Source organism: Gluconobacter sp. NFX36 (assembly GCF_049887835.1).
GTDB classification, from domain to species: Bacteria; Pseudomonadota; Alphaproteobacteria; order Acetobacterales; family Acetobacteraceae; genus Gluconobacter; species Gluconobacter japonicus_A.
This window is the reverse complement of record NZ_JAGEKJ010000012.1, coordinates 67,492-82,318: the sequence shown is the minus strand read 5'-3', so window position 1 is coordinate 82,318 and position 14,827 is coordinate 67,492. Positions and strand designations below refer to the sequence as shown.

Sequence of the window (14,827 nt, the reverse complement as noted above, 5' to 3'; positions counted from 1 at the left end):
AGTTCAGTTTGCATCGCAAGACGTGTCAGGCTGTCCAGCTTGCCAAGAGGTTCATCCAAAAGAAGAAGACGAGGGTTATTGATCAACGCACGCGCCAGCGCAACACGTTGCGCCATCCCACCCGAGAGTTGATGTGGCCATGCTCCGGAAAATTCTTCCAAGCCTACAAGGCGAATGGCCGCATCAATCGCTTCGGGGTCTTTTTCTTTTCGAATGTCCAGACCCAAAGAAATATTACCGCGCACTGTACGCCATGGATAAAGCGTTGGGTCCTGAAACATGATGATGCGACTGGGATCAGGTTCTGTAATTGGCCTGCCATCTGCGAGTAGTGCTCCTGCATCAGGGGCTTCCAAACCTGCGACCAGTCGAAGAAGTGTAGATTTACCGCATCCGGATGGTCCGATCAGGGCTATGAACTCTCCTGGTTCTACGTCAAGGCTGACATCATCCAGAACCAGTCGGGGACCTGAAGGTAAATCGTAGCTGTGATGAATGTGAGATAATGTCAGACCAAGGGGGGGCTCTGGATGAGTAGAATTTACCATTTCAGGCCATCTTTCTGCCATTTGAGGAGATGATCACGGATCTTGAACAACACGGTCATAAGTGTCGTACACATGAGAGACATGACAAACAGGGCAGCATACATGTTGGGATAGGCAGCCCATCCCTGTGCCCATTGCATATAAAAGCCCAGTCCTGATTTTACACCGAGCATTTCCGCCACGACGAGCATTGCGAAAGACGCACCTAATCCCATGAACAGTCCGACAAAAATCTGTGGTGTTGCGGCTGGGAGTGCGATGCGCAGAACCAGAAAGCGGTTTTTCGCTCCCATTGTTCTGGCGATATCATAATAGGCAGGATCGACTGCGGATACACCGGACCATGTCAAAACAGCAACCGGAAACCCTGCCGCAAGTGCCATGAGAGCCTCACCGGCCCAACGTGTTGATGGGATGACCACGAATGCCAGTGGCAAAAGTGCGACTGGCGGCAAGGGACCAATAACTCGCATGACCGGGCGCACCCAGTAACGAACATGATGGGAGCGCCCTAGAGAAAGACCTACGATAATTCCGAGAATGGAGCCAGGGATGTATCCTCCGGCAAGCAGAAGAAGGGAATGGACGAGACTGTCTCCAAGGCGTTTCCAGTCTGTCAGGAAAACGTCAAGCAGGTCTTGCGGCGTTCCGAAAAACGGCCGTGGAAGAAGCAGAAGCTTTGCTTGAACAAGCTCCCATGCTCCAAATCCAACTCCGAGAACCAAGGCCCAGGGAGCACGATCTTTCAGTCGTCCTGTCGCTCCGAGTGCTACCAAAACGAGACCGATGACCAGCAGAAAAATTGCGAACTGCTGGGTAGCAGGAAAATCGTCCGCGTCTGGCCATTTCCATGTCACCAGCGCGGCTAGCAGCCATGCAGGCCCTGCGGTCCAACTCCAGAGTTGGGTGAGTCTGAATCTGGGTTTTATCGTTTCTGAAGAGGATGTCAGAGTAGCGGAGTGGCCCCGCGTAGTCTGTGTATGGCTCATCAGCTGAACAGATCCTGCGTGACACGTTCTGCATAGCGTTCAGTGTTCAGGGAGGGGCGGAAAACACCAATTTGTTTGAGGGCTTCAGCGTAACGGACAATTTCTTGCCTGAAATTACTGGTCAATGTCTGATGGTGGTGTCCCTGCATCTGAAGCATGGCCGCCAGATCCTTGATATTTGCTTTAGGGGCATAAGGCTGGAAAATTGTGGCTGCTTCCTCTGGGTTGCAGGCCAGCCAGGCACCAGCTTCCATAATCGCTCGTGTGACTGCGGCAGCGACCTTGGGTTCATTGCGGATAAGACTGCCGCGTAATCCGATGACGCAGCATGTCAGATGCGCCCATTCATCTTTCATGTTGTTATCGACATCAATCAGCCCGAACTGGCGTCGCTGGGGATAAGAGAACGGATCGGCATCTGAAATAGCCTGAACGTCCCCACGTTGCAGAGCAAGAGGGAGCAGATCTGCTGGGAATTGCCTCCATTGTACGTCTGTTTCAGGGTCGATCCCGGCTTCTTTCAGGCGAATGCTGAAGAAATTACGGTCTGGACCGCCAATATCCGTTACGCCGACGGTCTTGCCCTTCAGGTCCGCAAGCGTTTTGATACCTGTGGATGGCGCCGTCATGAGATACATGCAACCAGCGTGTAACCCTGCCACGAGTTTGACATCAAAACCCTGCTGAAGTGGCTTAAGCCAACGCAATGCCATGCCCGGTGCCCCATCGGCCTTGCCGGTTGAAAGAGCCTCAAGAAGCTGGTCAGTCGCTCCTGCGAAATTTACGTAATCAATATTCAGATTGTATTTTTTAAAGAACCCTTTCTCCTGCGCCACAGGGACGGCTGCGGTGCAGATCGAGGCTTCATTCCACGCGATTGTCAGGTTGCGAGGGGGGCCTGGAACGGGTTCGACGATTGCAGGTCCGGCAGCCTGACATTGCGTTTGTGCTCCTCCCATATCCATATGATCCATAGCCTGCGCGAAGGCGCGCCCATGCATGCTTAAAGCGGATGCACTTGCCAGAGAGCCAGTCAGGACCGTACGGCGTGAGGGATGAAACGCATTGGACATCGACAGTTATCCTGAAAAATCGATCAGGCCCGTTTGACGGGCAAATGGTGAAAATCGCGGGAGAACCAGGCGAGTCCATGGTCGGCATCTGCGCTGGTGGAAATGGATTTTACGGCGCAGAACAGCACATCATGCGTACCTGCGCTGTGAATGGCGTCAATTTCGCAATCAAGTGTGACAAGGGCGTCTGAGAGCAGGGCTGATCCTGTATCGCCAATAACCCAGTTTCCTTGTGCAAACTTCGCATCAGGCTCTACAGAACGGCTGGCAAAGATGCGCGCCAACTCATGATGAATGGGCGACAGAACGCTGATGCCGATGACACCATTCTTCAAAAATGCCTGATGGGAGCGGTTGCTGCGGTTAAGGCAGACCAGCACTGTAGGCGGCGTATCACTGACGCTGCTGATAGCAGAAACGGTCAACCCTTGACGTCCTCCGGGGCCATCAGTTGTGACGAGAACCACGGGCGCACCAAGTAGGCTCATGGCTTCCCGAAACAGATCCTGACTTACGGCTGGTGCGCCAAAGCTTGTTTGTGACAGCAGGGCTGCGGTGTCATGCGGCATGAGAAACGTCTTTATTTTCAAGTCCGAGAGCCTTCAGGATGACAGGGGTTTCGGTCCTGCGCATCCAGTCCGGCGAGATATCGATAAAGCTTACGGTGCGACCGGGACTGAGAACGAGCACGGTGGGTTTTGGAAGCTCCCAGCGGGACGTTCCATTCAGAGCTTCGCTTCGCCCTCCTTTGGCGATAGCGGCTTCTTGTGCGGCCTCATCAAAAAGATACGTAATGCCCAGAGCGTGAGACAGTGTTAGCTGGGGGTCATTCAGGACAGGGAAAGGTAAGCTGTTCCGCGTTCTGATACTGTCAAGTTCTGGGAAAGGCTGTGAGGAGACCGCGACCAGCGGAATGCCTGCGGTTTTTAGAATGGGTGCCAGCGTCTCTGCATAATAGGGCAGTGCAATATTACATGCTGGACAACCTGCGAACCTGAAAAATACCAGCACAGCTGGTCCTGCAGATGTCAGGTCGTCAAGCGAAACTGTGGCACCTTCTGCGTCCACAAGCGCATAGGGCGAAAGAGCGTCGCCTGTTTGAACATGCGTCGTTTCGGGGTGTGCCCGGACAAGAGCTTCCCGCTGCGCGATATTCCCAGCCAGAGCGTCAGGGGACCATGTTCTGCGACGTTCTGCCTCAACGGCTTCATAGCGGCTTTGGAGAGAAGGAGAGAGAATGCTCATGCTCATAAGATCCCAAGGGTGACCTGATCGACCCACCATGCGGGACAATCCCATGCGGTTTCCAAGGAGTTTTTTTTATGTGGCCATTTGCGTCCGGTCATTGATCTGCGGTTGCCTGTGTCAGGAGTTCAGCAAGGTCCTGAGCGGCTTCCGGCAAGCCGTTTCTCTGGACAAGAATGGTTTCGATCTCCGGGACTTCTGGCAGGATGCCCGTTGGCAGAATGGACAGTCCTTCTGATGCAGCAAAACGCCGCGTCCTGCAGCTTGCTCCAAGCCCGCTGCGGACGCCGGCGCGCATCGCGGGGAGATGAGGCGTTTCAAGCACGATACGATAGTCCCGGCGCGCTTTTGCGAGGGTCCTGAGCGCGGCCTCACGGAACCGGCAGGGAGGTTCAAGAAGAACGAGGGGAATCTCAGACTGATCCAGAACGCCCGGATCTCCGATCCAGACCATTCTGTCATGTCCAACAATGCGCCAGGAAGAATTGGGCCGGTCTCCATGTTGGCCGAGGCACAGCACGATATCCAGCCGGGAGCGATCAAACATTTCCAGTAATTCTGCTGATCCACCAACGCGGACGGTCAGCCTGCAACGAGGATGTTCAAGCCGGAAGCGCGCGAGAACATCCGGAAGAATGGTGTCAGCAAAGTCCTGCACCATACCAATCGTGATTGGTTCCGGCTCTGAAACATCTCCGAGTTTGTGCATGATTCGGTCGTTGAGGGCGAGGAGTTGCCTTGCATAGGCCACAAGTTCTTCGCCCGCAGGCGTTAGGACCAATTTTCGCCCATCCCGGCGGAACAGTTTTTGTTGGAGGACGTCTTCCAGACGTTTCATCTGCAAGCTCAGGGCAGACTGGGTCAGGAAGATTGTCTCGGTTGCCTGTGCCATGGAACCAGCTTCCACGATGGCAACGAAAGACCGCAGAAGCTCGGTTGGAACATTGCGTGCCATGCGCTGGGGAAGGGACGTGTTGGACATAGCAGCGCTCCGTAGCTGGAGGCATGGTTGTAATCAACCATGCAAAAGTGTTGTATTTGCGTTTCTTGCTTGAATTATGACGTAAGAAAATGAGTATATTGTCAATACAACAATTTACTATAGTCTTTTTAGGGGGCGGCCATGCCTGTGGAATTTATCGGGTTCGTGAACAGCCAGAACCATTCCGAGATTATTTCCCCTACCGGGCCAGTCATTGATCTTGTCCATATCGAAACAGCCGCAAAAATTCATGAGAATGGCGGTTTTGATAGGGTGTTGATCGCATTCCATTCCAATTCACCCGAAAGCATTCTGGTGGCTCAGCATGTTGCCGCGACGACGCGAAAGCTGGGTTTGATGGTGGCGCATAGGCCCGGCTTCACAGCGCCGACTCTGGCGGCGCGCCAGTTTGCAACACTGGATCAGATCAGTCGTGGGCGGGCGGCTGTGCATATCATTACAGGTGGGAATGATACGGAGCTCCAAGCTGACGGGGATCACACCGTCAAGGCGGAGCGTTATGCCAGAACCCGTGAATATCTTGAGATTGTGCGTCGGGAATGGAGTAGTCGGGAGCCGTTTGATTATCAGGGCAGGTTTTACACTGTGCACGGTGCCCAGTCCCGCGTGCTTCCCTATCAGAAAGACGCTATTCCGGTTTATTTCGGAGGGTCTTCGGATGAAGCCATTGCCGTCGCCGGGGAGCAGGCTGATGTTTATGCTTTGTGGGGAGAAACCTACGATCAGGTTCGTGAAACGGTTTCCCGTGTTCGGGCCTCGGCGGAGAAGGCAGGGCGCAGTAACCTGAGGTTTTCGCTCTCTCTCCGTCCCATATTGGCTGAAACTGAAGAGGCGGCCTGGGCCAAAGCGGAGGCTATTCTCGAGAAGGCAAAGAGCCTTCAGGAAAAGACGGGATATACCCGTTCTGCCATTATCCCGAATGAGGGGTCCCGCCGTCTGCTGGCTGCGGCCGAGCAAGGTTCAAGGTTAGACAAACGCCTTTGGACGGGAATTGCCGCTTTGACAGGCGCCAAGGGCAATTCCACTTCGCTGGTGGGAACGCCCGATCAGGTGGCCGAAGCCCTCCTGGATTACTATCGTCTGGGAATTTCGACCTTTCTGATTCGCGGGTTTGATCCGTTGGTGGATGCCTATGATTATGGGCGGGACCTGTTGCCGCGTGTTCGCGAACTGGTTGCAAAAGAAGACCAGCTCTCTGGCCAGAAGGTTGCCTGAGATATGGCAAGCGCCTCAACAGTCTTGACGGTCATTAACCAGATTGGGCCGGAAATTGGCCATATCCTTTCTGGATTAGGTGAGCGTATCCAGGTGGTGGATCAGAGCAGGGATGTTTCCGAGCCGTGGAATACGGGCGAGGCGGATATTCTGCTGACAGGTCCGTCTGTGGCATGGCGGAATGCTCCCGAGGCCCCGCCCGCTGACTGGAATCCCTCGCTTCGCTGGGTGCAGATTGCGTCGGCTGGCGTGGATGGTTTTCCAGAATGGCTGCTTCAGGGGCGCGAAATTACGACGGGTCGCGGCAATGCGGCCAGACCAATTGCTGAGTACGTCTTTCTTGCTCTTTTGGCTCAGACCAAGAGATTTGAAACGTTCAAGCCTTCCTCTCCCGACGATTGGGTTCAGCAGGCTTCTGCCGTCAAGCATGACGCACCATTGGGGTCGCTGGCGGGGCAAGCGCTTGGTCTCGCCGGATATGGGGCCATTGGGCAGGAAATTGCCCGGTTGGCTCAGAGTTTTGGCATGACTGTTCTCGTCTGGCGCAGAAGTGCCTGGGCGGAGGGGGAGGCCGTGCGAGAAAGGGTGCAGCCGGTTTCTGATCTTGGAACCCTGTTTGAACGCTCCGATCATCTGGTGCTGGCTCTGCCGCTGACATCAGAAACGAACAGGATCGTGGGCGCGGATGTTCTGGCGCGGGCAAAGCCCGGATTGCATCTCGTCAATGTGGCGCGTGGAAAGCTGATAGATGAAACAGCCCTTCTGGACAGTCTCAATCACGGGCGTATCGCAGCAGCGACGCTGGATGTTACGGCGCCGGAGCCTCCTCCTGCCGGACACCCCTTTTACACCCATCCCAAAATTCGGCTGACGCCCCACATCTCCTGGTCCGGGCCAGATGTGCTGGCCAGTCTCGGGCAGCGCATTACCCGGAATTTCGAAAATTTCCTTCAGGGGCGGCCTCTGGAAGCCCGGTTGGATCTGAGCCGTGGATACTGATTTCTCAAGGAAGACCCTCATGAGTGCGACACAGCATAACATCTCGTCCCTGCAGGAAGTCCGTGCACGGACCCACCGTCTTCAGCCGCGCAAACCCGCAGCGACGTTTGAAGAAGAGCGCCTCCATCGGAAGCAGCGCCTGGCTGCGACGTTCCGGCTCTTCGGGCGCTATGGCTTCGATCAGGGGCTGGCCGGACATGTGACTGCCCGTGATCCGGAGTTCCCGGACCGGTACTGGATTAACCCGCTGGCTGTGCATTTCTCGCAGATCAAGGTTTCTGACCTTCAGCTTGTGGATCATGAAGGAAATATCCTGATCGGGGAGCATCCGATCAATACGGCAGGCTTCACCATTCATTCCGCTTTACACCGTGCGCGCCCGGATGTGATCGCTGCGGCACACACCCATTCCACATATGGCAAGGCATTTTCCGCGTTAGGGACCGAATTGCTCCCCATCACGCAGGATTCCTGCGCTTTTTACGAGGACCATGCGGTTTTTGATCCGTTCAGCGGGGTGGTTCTGGATGACAATGAAGGTGACCGTCTGGCCGCGACGCTGGGAAACCGGAAAGCTCTGATCCTTCAGAACCACGGTCTTCTGACCGCCGGACCGACCGTTGAAGCCGTGGCGTGGTGGTTTCTGGCTATGGACAACGCCGCCCATACCCAGCTTCTGGCGCAGGCCGCCGGACCGCTGAAGCCTATCGCGCCGGATATTGCACGGTTGACTGCCAGCCAGGTCGGAACGGCACAAGGTGCCTATTATTCGTTCCAGCCTCTTTGGGACTGGATCGTCGCACTTGAGCCAGATCTGCTCGATTAAGGACTGCGAAATCAATGACGAATATTGAGCCATTGCGGGAGTTCGTTTCCGGATTTACGCGGCTTTTCGAGACACATTCCGATGCCGCATCGATCCAGAAAGCGGGAGCGGAGCTTCTGAAAATACTCGTTTCGCGCGATGACTGGCTACCCGAAACCTATACCCGGCCACATCCGGAACGCTACAGCCAGTATCTCCTGCACTGTGATCCATTGGAGCGGTTTTCTGTCGTCAGTTTCGTCTGGGGGCCGGGACAGAAAACGCCTTTGCATGATCATCGCGTCTGGGGGCTGATTGGAATGCTCCGGGGTAAAGAAAGCGAAACGCAGTTCACGCGCCGGGAGGACGGGAGCTTTGAAAAAGGCGAAACGGATTTTCTTGAACCCGGTGAAGTCGCGTTTCTGGCGCCTGGGGTGAACGACTATCATCTTGTGGCCAATGCCTTGGCAGATCAGACGTCCATTTCCATTCATGTGTACGGGGCCAATATCGGCGGTGTTTCGCGTGCCGTTTACGATGAGGCCAGTGGCATCGAGAAGAGTTTCATATCCGGATATTCGAGCGAGGACGTTCCCAATCTCTGGGATCGTTCCAGGAGCAAGGCTGCATGAACAGCATTACAAACCTTCTGCCCGTGACCTCTTCGGAAGACGTCCGGCAGAGCCTGAAAAATGGTGCTGAAATTGCGCTTCTGGATGTCCGGGAAGAAGGGCCTTTTGCCTCCGCGCATCCGCTCTTTGCCGTCAACCTGCCTGTGGGACGCATCGAAGAGCGCATTGCCGGGCTGGTGCCGCGCAAGGACGCCCCCATTGTTGTGTATGATAACGGGGAAGGTCGTACGGCAAAAGCTGTTCGGCTGCTCCAGTCTCTTGGATATTCGGACGTCTCGGCGCTGGAGGGCGGTCTGGAAGGCTGGAAACGATCCGGGGGGGAGATCTTCATTGATGTGAACGTCCCGTCCAAGGCCTTTGGCGAACTCGTCGAACATGTCCGGCACACACCATCCCTGCCAGCGCGTGAGGTTCATGACAGGATCAAGCGTGGCGATGATCTCGTTATTCTCGATGCAAGACGGTTCATTGAGTACAACGTCATGTCCATTCCAGGAGGCCGTTCCGTTCCGGGGGGTGAACTGGCATTGCGGGTTCGGGATATTGCGCCTTCGCCGGAAACAACCGTCATTGTGAACTGCGCTGGACGGACAAGATCCATCATTGGCACGCAGTCCCTCGTCAATGCTGGAATCCCCAACCCGGTTTTTGCGCTTCGAAATGGTACGATTGGCTGGACACTGGAAGGGCTTTCGCTCGAACATGGTGCCGCCCGTAAAGGAGCAGGCGTTTCGGAGCAGAACCACCAGGCAGCGCGGGAGCGTGCGAAACTTCTGGCAGAGCGGACCGGTGTTCGGTCTGTTACGACGGATGATCTGGAAAGGTTTCTGGCTGATCCGGAGCGGACTGTTTATCGGCTGGATGTCCGTTCGCCTGAAGAATACGTGGAAGGCCATCTGAAGGATTTCCGTTCCGCACCGGGCGGCCAGCTTGTGCAGGCAACGGATGAATGGGTTGGTGTCCGGCATGGAACGATTGTTCTGACGGATGATGATGGGGTTCGTGCCAGAATGACGGGGCACTGGCTTAGGCAGTTGGGATGGAACGAAGTTTACGTCCTGGAAAAATGGGATGGTCTGCCATTTGAAACGGGACAGGAAGCGCCTTTGCTTTCACAGCCCTTGCCAGACGTGGAAACGATTTCTGCTGTAGAACTGCATGAGCGCCTTCAGGAGCGCGATGTTCTGGTGCTGGATCTTGCCACGAGTCCGGTGTTTCGAAAGGGACATATTCCAAGTGCGCGGTTCGTGATTCGCCCGGATCTGGTGTCTCATCCGGTCATTCGTGGGGCTGAAGAGATCGTTCTGGTATCCCCGAATGGTATTGCTGCTCATCTGGCAGCGCCGGATCTTGCTGGCGGAAGCCGTCGCATTCGTGTTTTGAAGGGAGGAACGGAGGCTTGGCAGGCGGCAGGTTATGCGCTTGAAACCGGGCTGGATGATTCGCAGGCCTTTTCCACACCGGATGATGTCTACAAACGGCCTTATGAAGGCACGGACAATGCGGCAGAGGCGATGCAGGCCTATCTGGACTGGGAGTACGGGCTGGTTGCCCAGCTTGAGGAGGATGGAACTCACGGCTTCAGAGTTCTGGAAAACATCTGAAGACGATGATGACTTCTCCCGGCGACTGTCATGGTCGCCGGTTTTTTTTTGCCTAAACCTTCAGTGCCTCTCGCCCGGCTGCCAGAAGGGCGCTGTCACCCTGTGGTGTGTGGACGCGACCGCACAGGACGTTGCGATAATGTCGTTCCAGTGGGTTGTCCTGACTCAGACCGGGGTTTCCGATAGCGGCGACCGCTTTGCTGACGGCGGCAATGGCGTTTTCGGTGACAACCTGTTTGGCCAGTCCGGCGCGGGTATCGCTTTGCGTACCCTGTTCCGAGATCGTAATGGTATGGTTAATCAAAGCCTCATTGGACAGAAGCAGAGCATCGATCTCGCCTAGCAGGATGTGAAAACGGGGGAGTGTTGCCAGGGATGTTCCGAGGTTGGAAGGAACGCGACTGTGAAGAAATGCTATCAGCCAGTCCCGCGCCGCGACGGCAATCCCATTATAGAGGCCTGCAATGACAATCGCATGCCAACTCGCAATCGCGACTGGACCGTTCTCTTTTGCGGGCGAAGATTCCAGCAGGCCCAGATAACGCTCCGGAATTTCCACATTGTCAAAGACGATGGTGTGGCTTCCCGTTGCGCGCATCCCTAGCTGATGCCAGCTTTTCTCGATCCGCACGCCGCGCAGGTCGAGTGGAACAAGAACCGGGCCGACCTTGGGGTCGGCATCATCCGTTTTTGCCCAGACAACGCCCCATTGAAGGGCTGTTGAGCCGGTTGAGAAGATTTTTCGTCCGGAAATGCGCCATGTCGAACCGTTCCGGCTGACAGTCGTGTCGGGGAGGCCACCGCGGGCAGGCGTGCCAAGTTCCGGTTCCACCCGCAGAGCGTTGATGAGGGCGCCTTCCTGAAGAATGCTCTCGTACAGTTCCTGCTTTACCTCGTCTGACCATTGAGGCGACTGTGCAAAGGCGCCGGACTGAAGATACTGCATTGCCAGAATGAGGGCGGTTGATGGATCACCCTGTGCAAGACGGCTGATGATCCGTGTCACGCTACGAAGGGAAATATCTTCTCCCCCTACCGCTTTTGGCAATGCCAGTGCTAGGAAACCTGCTTCCTGAAGATCACGCAGGTTCTCGATCGCGATATTGCCGCTGTGATCATACCGTGGAGCGCGCTCGGCAAAGACCTGAACCAGTTCGTCGAGAACCTTGTCTGTGGCGGCAGTGTTGGTTGTTGGGGAAAATGGACTTTCACCCATGGCGGTTCTCCGTCTTTCCTCGAGCTGGCAGATATTAAAACGTATTTATTGGAGGGTGGAAACTCTCAGATCGAAAGCATCTTCCAGCTTCCCGGCATCCTTGAGAAAACCGCCGGAACGATAGGCATCCAGCGTCGTCTGTTCCTGTTGGATGACGTTTGGCGTTAACGGCGCAGGAGCGGCAATCAGACGTTTGGCCACGGCCGTTGCGACAGGAAGGGGTAAACCGGTCTGGCGTGCCAGAATGGTGGCATATTCGGCCTGATGGGCCGTTCCCCATGCGTAGGCGGCTGTCATGCGTTTGTAGAAATCTGCCAGTTGCGCGCGTTTTGTGGCCAGAGCTTCATCGGTCGCGACAAAGAAGCTGTTGTTGGGCATGACATCGCGGCCATCGACTACGTTGCGTGCATGGCTCTCGACAACCGCAAGAGATACATACGGTTCCCATGTGGACCAGGCATCAATCTGCCCCGTATCAAGGGCTGCCTTGGCCTGAGCAGGTGCAAGAAAGACGATATGAGGGGCTGGGGCGGGAATGGCGCCCGTAGCAATCAGGCGCAGTAGCAGCAAGTGACCTATTGATCCCTTGCCTGTTCCTATTTTTTTGCCAGACAGATCCGCAGCCGTGTGAATGGGGGAGGAGTTTACTGTGACTACAGCCGTAGATTCCCCTCCGCCTCTAGGTGGCACCAGAAATGCTGCCTTGATGGGGAGATGCGCCCCCCATGCAAAAAGGAAAGGCCCGTCTCCTGCAATGCCCGTATCTACGGCGTTGGCCGCCAGGGCCTGTAAAAGTGGCGCAGCGGCTTCAAATTCGGTCCATCGGAGCGTGTAGGGCAAGTTCCTGTCCTGTCCTGCGGCTTCAAGGAGGGCTTTTTGCTGACCCTTTTGATCAGCGACGATCAGAGCATCTTCTGCATGAGCGAAAGAGGTGCCCAAAAGAAGTGCTGCCATGAAGGGCAGGAATTTTCTTGCAGAGACCATGAAAACAACTCGTTCAGAACCGGGGACTATATCCTGCACGCAGCAGGAAAGTCTCCAGACTGATGGCAGGGCTGTTCAAGAACAATTAAATCACGTCAAAGACTGGTATTTATAATATTTACCTGACATCCGGGTGTAGAATAGGGAAGGTGGACGTCTATCGCTGCCTGTGGGAGGACGCCCGGTGTCAGACGCCATTACGCTGACTGGATCGTACAAGACTGCCGAATCCAAGGGGAAAACCCTGAGTTTGAGGAGGCTTGTTTCCATAAGGCGTTATGCGTCTCCCGTTGTGTTGGTCTGCCTCTGGCAGATTGCCTGCTCCTCCGGGTTACTTTCCACCCGACTTGTGGCGTCCCCGATTCAGATCGCTGTAACGGGTTGGACGCTGGTGCGTGACGGGACGTTGCCTTTCAATCTGGGTGTTTCGCTTCTGCGGGCCGGAAGTGGCCTCGGTCTTGCCATCAGTGTGGGGGTTGTTCTGGCGCTTCTTTCGGGACTGTCCCGTATCGGGGAGGATATTGTGGATGCGCCTCTGCAAATCCTGCGAACGTTGCCTGCACTGGCGCTTGTGCCGCTGTTTATCCTGTGGTTTGGAATCGGTGAGACACCCAAGATTCTGCTTGTCGCGCTGGGAGCGACGTTTCCGATCTACCTGAATTTGCATAAGGGCATTCGGTCTATCGATCCGAAGCTTGTGGAGATGGCATCCACGCTTGGGCTGTCCCGATGGCAGACCATCCGGGATGTTTACCTCCCGGGCGCATTACCTGATTTTTTGACAGGGCTACGATACGCTGTTGGGGTGTCCTGGCTGATGCTGGTCGTTGCTGAACAGGTGAACGCGGAAAGTGGCATCGGACATATGATGATGGATGCTCAGGACTTTTTGCGAACTGACATCATTCTTGTCGGGCTTCTGGTTTACGGCGTGCTGGGCTTGATGTCTGATCAGATTGTCCGCCTTCTGGAAAGCACGCTGCTGGCCTGGCGTCCGGATGGACGAAAAGGGCGTACGGCATGACTCACACACAGTCTGATGTTTATGCCGGCACAGCCGTTATTGTGGAGCGACTCACGCGTCGCTTCAACAACGGTCCTCCTGTTCTGGATGAACTGGATCTGGCGATTGCACCGGGCGAATTTGTTGCTCTTTTGGGGCACAGTGGGTCCGGAAAGTCGACGCTTTTGAGAACGCTTGCCGGGCTTGATCCTGTGACAGACGGATCAGTGACCCGACCGCGCGACGTCTCGGTTGTGTTTCAGGAGCATCGTCTTCTCCCATGGAAACGTGTGTGGAAGAATGTTGTTCTGGGACAGGAAGATAAAGCTATTCGGCAGCGGGCGGATGCTGTTCTTGAAGAAGTCGGTTTATCTCATCGCAGCAACGCTTGGCCACTAACGCTCTCAGGTGGAGAAGCGCAGCGAGCGGCTCTTGCGCGCGCACTTGTCAGAGAGCCTGCTTTTCTGATGCTGGATGAGCCATTTGCTGCTCTCGATGCTTTGACACGGTTGAAAATGCAGCAACTGGTCGCAGATCTTTGGAAGAAGCATGGCTGCGCGGTTCTGCTTGTGACTCATGATGTTGATGAGGCTCTTCTTCTCGCGGACCGGGCCGTGGTGCTTGAGCGAGGACGCATCCGTGTGGATGTTCCCATTACTCTTCCCCGTCCTCGACGACACTCTGATCCGGGATTCGAAGGGCTGCGAAGTCTATTGCTGGATGCGCTAGGCGTGCATGCTGCGTAAGTTCCTATTTCTGATAAGGCTAATGTCATGACAACTGCCCCTGATCGCGCACCGGGCTCTAATGTTCTCCCGGTTATTCTCGATCGATGGTCGCCCCGGGCCTATCAGCCGACGGACATTGATCCGCAAGACCTGCTCGGTTTTCTGGATGCAGGGCGTTGGGCGCCGTCAGCTTACAATATCCAGCCCTGGCGTTTTATTCATGCCCGCCGGAATACACCGGATTGGGACCGGTTTCTGTCGTGGTTGATTCCGTTCAACCGAAGCTGGGCGGAAAATGCTTCCGCCATAGTCTATATCGTTTCCAAAACAATCACGATTTCCAGCAGAACGGGGGAGCCGTCTCCTCTTCCGACTCATGCGTTCGATGCAGGTGCAGCTTCGGTTCTGATACAGCTTCAGGCGTCACAGGCAGGGTGGGCGGTTCATCCGATCAGTGGTTTTGATCGTGATCTGGCCCATGCGGGGCTGGAACTGCCTGAAGAGTATCAGGTCCATGCAGCTCTTGTTATTGGTCGGCAGGCAGAGGCCGGTGTTCTGCCAGAGGAATTGCGGCAACGGGAGCAACCCTCTGGCCGTCTGCCGCTTGAGACTATTGCGTTTGAGGGCCGTTTCAGACCAGACGGGCAATAAAGGCCCCAACCCTTTTCCGTTTCTGACATTGCAAGAGGCGCCTTTCCTGTGTCGGGAAAGGCGTTTTTTCGTTCAGTCGTGCTGATGAATGACTTTTCCCGATATCGCGATTATTTCGGATCTTTTTCTTTT

16 protein-coding genes are annotated in these 14,827 nt (G+C 55.4%); 8 read left to right on the top strand and 8 right to left on the bottom strand.

All coding sequences use genetic code 11. The annotated features are described in order from the left end of the window. From J4P41_RS12425 to J4P41_RS12400, 6 genes are all read right to left on the bottom strand, one after another. A partial coding sequence (locus tag J4P41_RS12425; RefSeq protein ID WP_426067371.1) for an ABC transporter ATP-binding protein occupies nucleotides 1-548 on the bottom strand: 548 nt, incomplete at its 3' end. After that, nucleotides 542-1,537: an ABC transporter permease gene (locus J4P41_RS12420; protein WP_426067370.1), complete on the bottom strand. Its 996-nt coding sequence runs from the start codon at nucleotides 1,535-1,537 to the stop codon at nucleotides 542-544. The genes J4P41_RS12425 and J4P41_RS12420, both read right to left, overlap by 7 nt. Further along, on the bottom strand, nucleotides 1,537-2,610 hold the full coding sequence (locus J4P41_RS12415) for an ABC transporter substrate-binding protein (RefSeq protein ID WP_426067369.1): 1,074 nt from the start codon (nucleotides 2,608-2,610) through the stop codon (nucleotides 1,537-1,539). The genes J4P41_RS12420 and J4P41_RS12415 overlap by 1 nt, the downstream gene beginning before the upstream one ends. A gap of 23 nt (nucleotides 2,611-2,633) precedes the next feature. Further along, a complete protein-coding gene (locus tag J4P41_RS12410) occupies nucleotides 2,634-3,179 on the bottom strand; it encodes a flavin reductase (protein ID WP_426067368.1) in 546 nt (181 codons plus the stop codon). Beyond that, nucleotides 3,169-3,909, bottom strand: a complete 741-nt coding sequence (locus J4P41_RS12405) for a peroxiredoxin-like family protein (RefSeq protein WP_426067367.1) — start codon at nucleotides 3,907-3,909, stop codon at nucleotides 3,169-3,171. Before J4P41_RS12405 ends, J4P41_RS12410 begins: the two co-directional genes overlap by 11 nt. A gap of 43 nt (nucleotides 3,910-3,952) precedes the next feature. Next, nucleotides 3,953-4,837 (bottom strand): LysR substrate-binding domain-containing protein, encoded by an 885-nt coding sequence (locus tag J4P41_RS12400; protein WP_023944596.1) that lies wholly within the window; start codon nucleotides 4,835-4,837, stop codon nucleotides 3,953-3,955. A gap of 141 nt (nucleotides 4,838-4,978) precedes the next feature. Here J4P41_RS12400 and J4P41_RS12395 point away from each other — a divergent pair, with 141 nt between their 5' ends. From J4P41_RS12395 to J4P41_RS12375, 5 genes are read left to right on the top strand one after another with little or no spacing between them, the layout of a single operon-like run. After that, nucleotides 4,979-6,073 carry an LLM class flavin-dependent oxidoreductase gene (locus J4P41_RS12395; RefSeq protein ID WP_023944597.1) on the top strand — a complete coding sequence of 365 codons (1,095 nt, stop codon included), beginning with the start codon at nucleotides 4,979-4,981 and terminating at the stop codon, nucleotides 6,071-6,073. Nucleotides 6,074-6,076: 3 nt separating this feature from the next. Continuing rightward, nucleotides 6,077-7,072 carry an NAD(P)-dependent oxidoreductase gene (locus J4P41_RS12390; RefSeq protein WP_426067366.1) on the top strand — a complete coding sequence of 332 codons (996 nt, stop codon included), beginning with the start codon at nucleotides 6,077-6,079 and terminating at the stop codon, nucleotides 7,070-7,072. A gap of 19 nt (nucleotides 7,073-7,091) precedes the next feature. Beyond that, nucleotides 7,092-7,898, top strand: a complete 807-nt coding sequence (locus J4P41_RS12385) for a class II aldolase/adducin family protein (protein WP_426067365.1) — start codon at nucleotides 7,092-7,094, stop codon at nucleotides 7,896-7,898. A 14-nt stretch (nucleotides 7,899-7,912) separates the two neighbouring features. Beyond that, a complete protein-coding gene (locus J4P41_RS12380) occupies nucleotides 7,913-8,509 on the top strand; it encodes a cysteine dioxygenase (protein WP_426067364.1) in 597 nt (198 codons plus the stop codon). Then, nucleotides 8,506-10,113 (top strand): rhodanese-like domain-containing protein, encoded by a 1,608-nt coding sequence (locus J4P41_RS12375; RefSeq protein WP_426067363.1) that lies wholly within the window; start codon nucleotides 8,506-8,508, stop codon nucleotides 10,111-10,113. Before J4P41_RS12380 ends, J4P41_RS12375 begins: the two co-directional genes overlap by 4 nt. A gap of 52 nt (nucleotides 10,114-10,165) precedes the next feature. Here the strand turns inward: J4P41_RS12375 and J4P41_RS12370 are convergent, their stop codons facing one another. Both J4P41_RS12370 and J4P41_RS12365 read right to left on the bottom strand, forming a co-directional pair. Continuing rightward, on the bottom strand, nucleotides 10,166-11,329 hold the full coding sequence (locus tag J4P41_RS12370; RefSeq protein WP_426067362.1) for an acyl-CoA dehydrogenase family protein: 1,164 nt from the start codon (nucleotides 11,327-11,329) through the stop codon (nucleotides 10,166-10,168). A 45-nt stretch (nucleotides 11,330-11,374) separates the two neighbouring features. Next, nucleotides 11,375-12,313, bottom strand: coding sequence for an aliphatic sulfonate ABC transporter substrate-binding protein (locus tag J4P41_RS12365; RefSeq protein WP_426067361.1), 939 nt, complete (start codon nucleotides 12,311-12,313; stop codon nucleotides 11,375-11,377). 244 nt (nucleotides 12,314-12,557) lie between these two features. Here J4P41_RS12365 and J4P41_RS12360 point away from each other — a divergent pair, with 244 nt between their 5' ends. From J4P41_RS12360 to J4P41_RS12350, 3 genes are read left to right on the top strand one after another with little or no spacing between them, the layout of a single operon-like run. Next, nucleotides 12,558-13,337, top strand: a complete 780-nt coding sequence (locus J4P41_RS12360; protein ID WP_426067373.1) for an ABC transporter permease — start codon at nucleotides 12,558-12,560, stop codon at nucleotides 13,335-13,337. Continuing rightward, entirely contained in the window at nucleotides 13,334-14,062 is a 729-nt protein-coding gene (locus tag J4P41_RS12355) for an ABC transporter ATP-binding protein (RefSeq protein WP_426067360.1), read from the top strand. Before J4P41_RS12360 ends, J4P41_RS12355 begins: the two co-directional genes overlap by 4 nt. A 27-nt stretch (nucleotides 14,063-14,089) precedes the next feature. Next, nucleotides 14,090-14,695: a nitroreductase family protein gene (locus J4P41_RS12350; RefSeq protein WP_023944607.1), complete on the top strand. Its 606-nt coding sequence runs from the start codon at nucleotides 14,090-14,092 to the stop codon at nucleotides 14,693-14,695. Nucleotides 14,696-14,827: the final 132 nt, after the last annotated feature.

Bases quoted from the DNA above. Each gene is read 5' to 3' on its own strand.
- J4P41_RS12410 (WP_426067368.1), bottom strand. From the start codon at position 3,179: ATGCCGCATGACACCGCAGCCCTGCTGTCACAAACAAGCTTTGGCGCA.
- J4P41_RS12350 (WP_023944607.1), top strand. From the start codon at position 14,090: ATGACAACTGCCCCTGATCGCGCACCGGGCTCTAATGTTCTCCCGGTT.
- J4P41_RS12385 (WP_426067365.1), top strand. From the start codon at position 7,092: ATGAGTGCGACACAGCATAACATCTCGTCCCTGCAGGAAGTCCGTGCA.
- J4P41_RS12420 (WP_426067370.1), bottom strand. From the start codon at position 1,537: ATGAGCCATACACAGACTACGCGGGGCCACTCCGCTACTCTGACATCC.
- J4P41_RS12405 (WP_426067367.1), bottom strand. From the start codon at position 3,909: ATGGGATTGTCCCGCATGGTGGGTCGATCAGGTCACCCTTGGGATCTT.
- J4P41_RS12370 (WP_426067362.1), bottom strand. From the start codon at position 11,329: ATGGGTGAAAGTCCATTTTCCCCAACAACCAACACTGCCGCCACAGAC.
- J4P41_RS12355 (WP_426067360.1), top strand. From the start codon at position 13,334: ATGACTCACACACAGTCTGATGTTTATGCCGGCACAGCCGTTATTGTG.
- J4P41_RS12415 (WP_426067369.1), bottom strand. From the start codon at position 2,610: ATGTCCAATGCGTTTCATCCCTCACGCCGTACGGTCCTGACTGGCTCT.
- J4P41_RS12380 (WP_426067364.1), top strand. From the start codon at position 7,913: ATGACGAATATTGAGCCATTGCGGGAGTTCGTTTCCGGATTTACGCGG.
- J4P41_RS12395 (WP_023944597.1), top strand. From the start codon at position 4,979: ATGCCTGTGGAATTTATCGGGTTCGTGAACAGCCAGAACCATTCCGAG.
- J4P41_RS12390 (WP_426067366.1), top strand. From the start codon at position 6,077: ATGGCAAGCGCCTCAACAGTCTTGACGGTCATTAACCAGATTGGGCCG.
- J4P41_RS12365 (WP_426067361.1), bottom strand. From the start codon at position 12,313: ATGGTCTCTGCAAGAAAATTCCTGCCCTTCATGGCAGCACTTCTTTTG.
- J4P41_RS12375 (WP_426067363.1), top strand. From the start codon at position 8,506: ATGAACAGCATTACAAACCTTCTGCCCGTGACCTCTTCGGAAGACGTC.
- J4P41_RS12400 (WP_023944596.1), bottom strand. From the start codon at position 4,837: ATGTCCAACACGTCCCTTCCCCAGCGCATGGCACGCAATGTTCCAACC.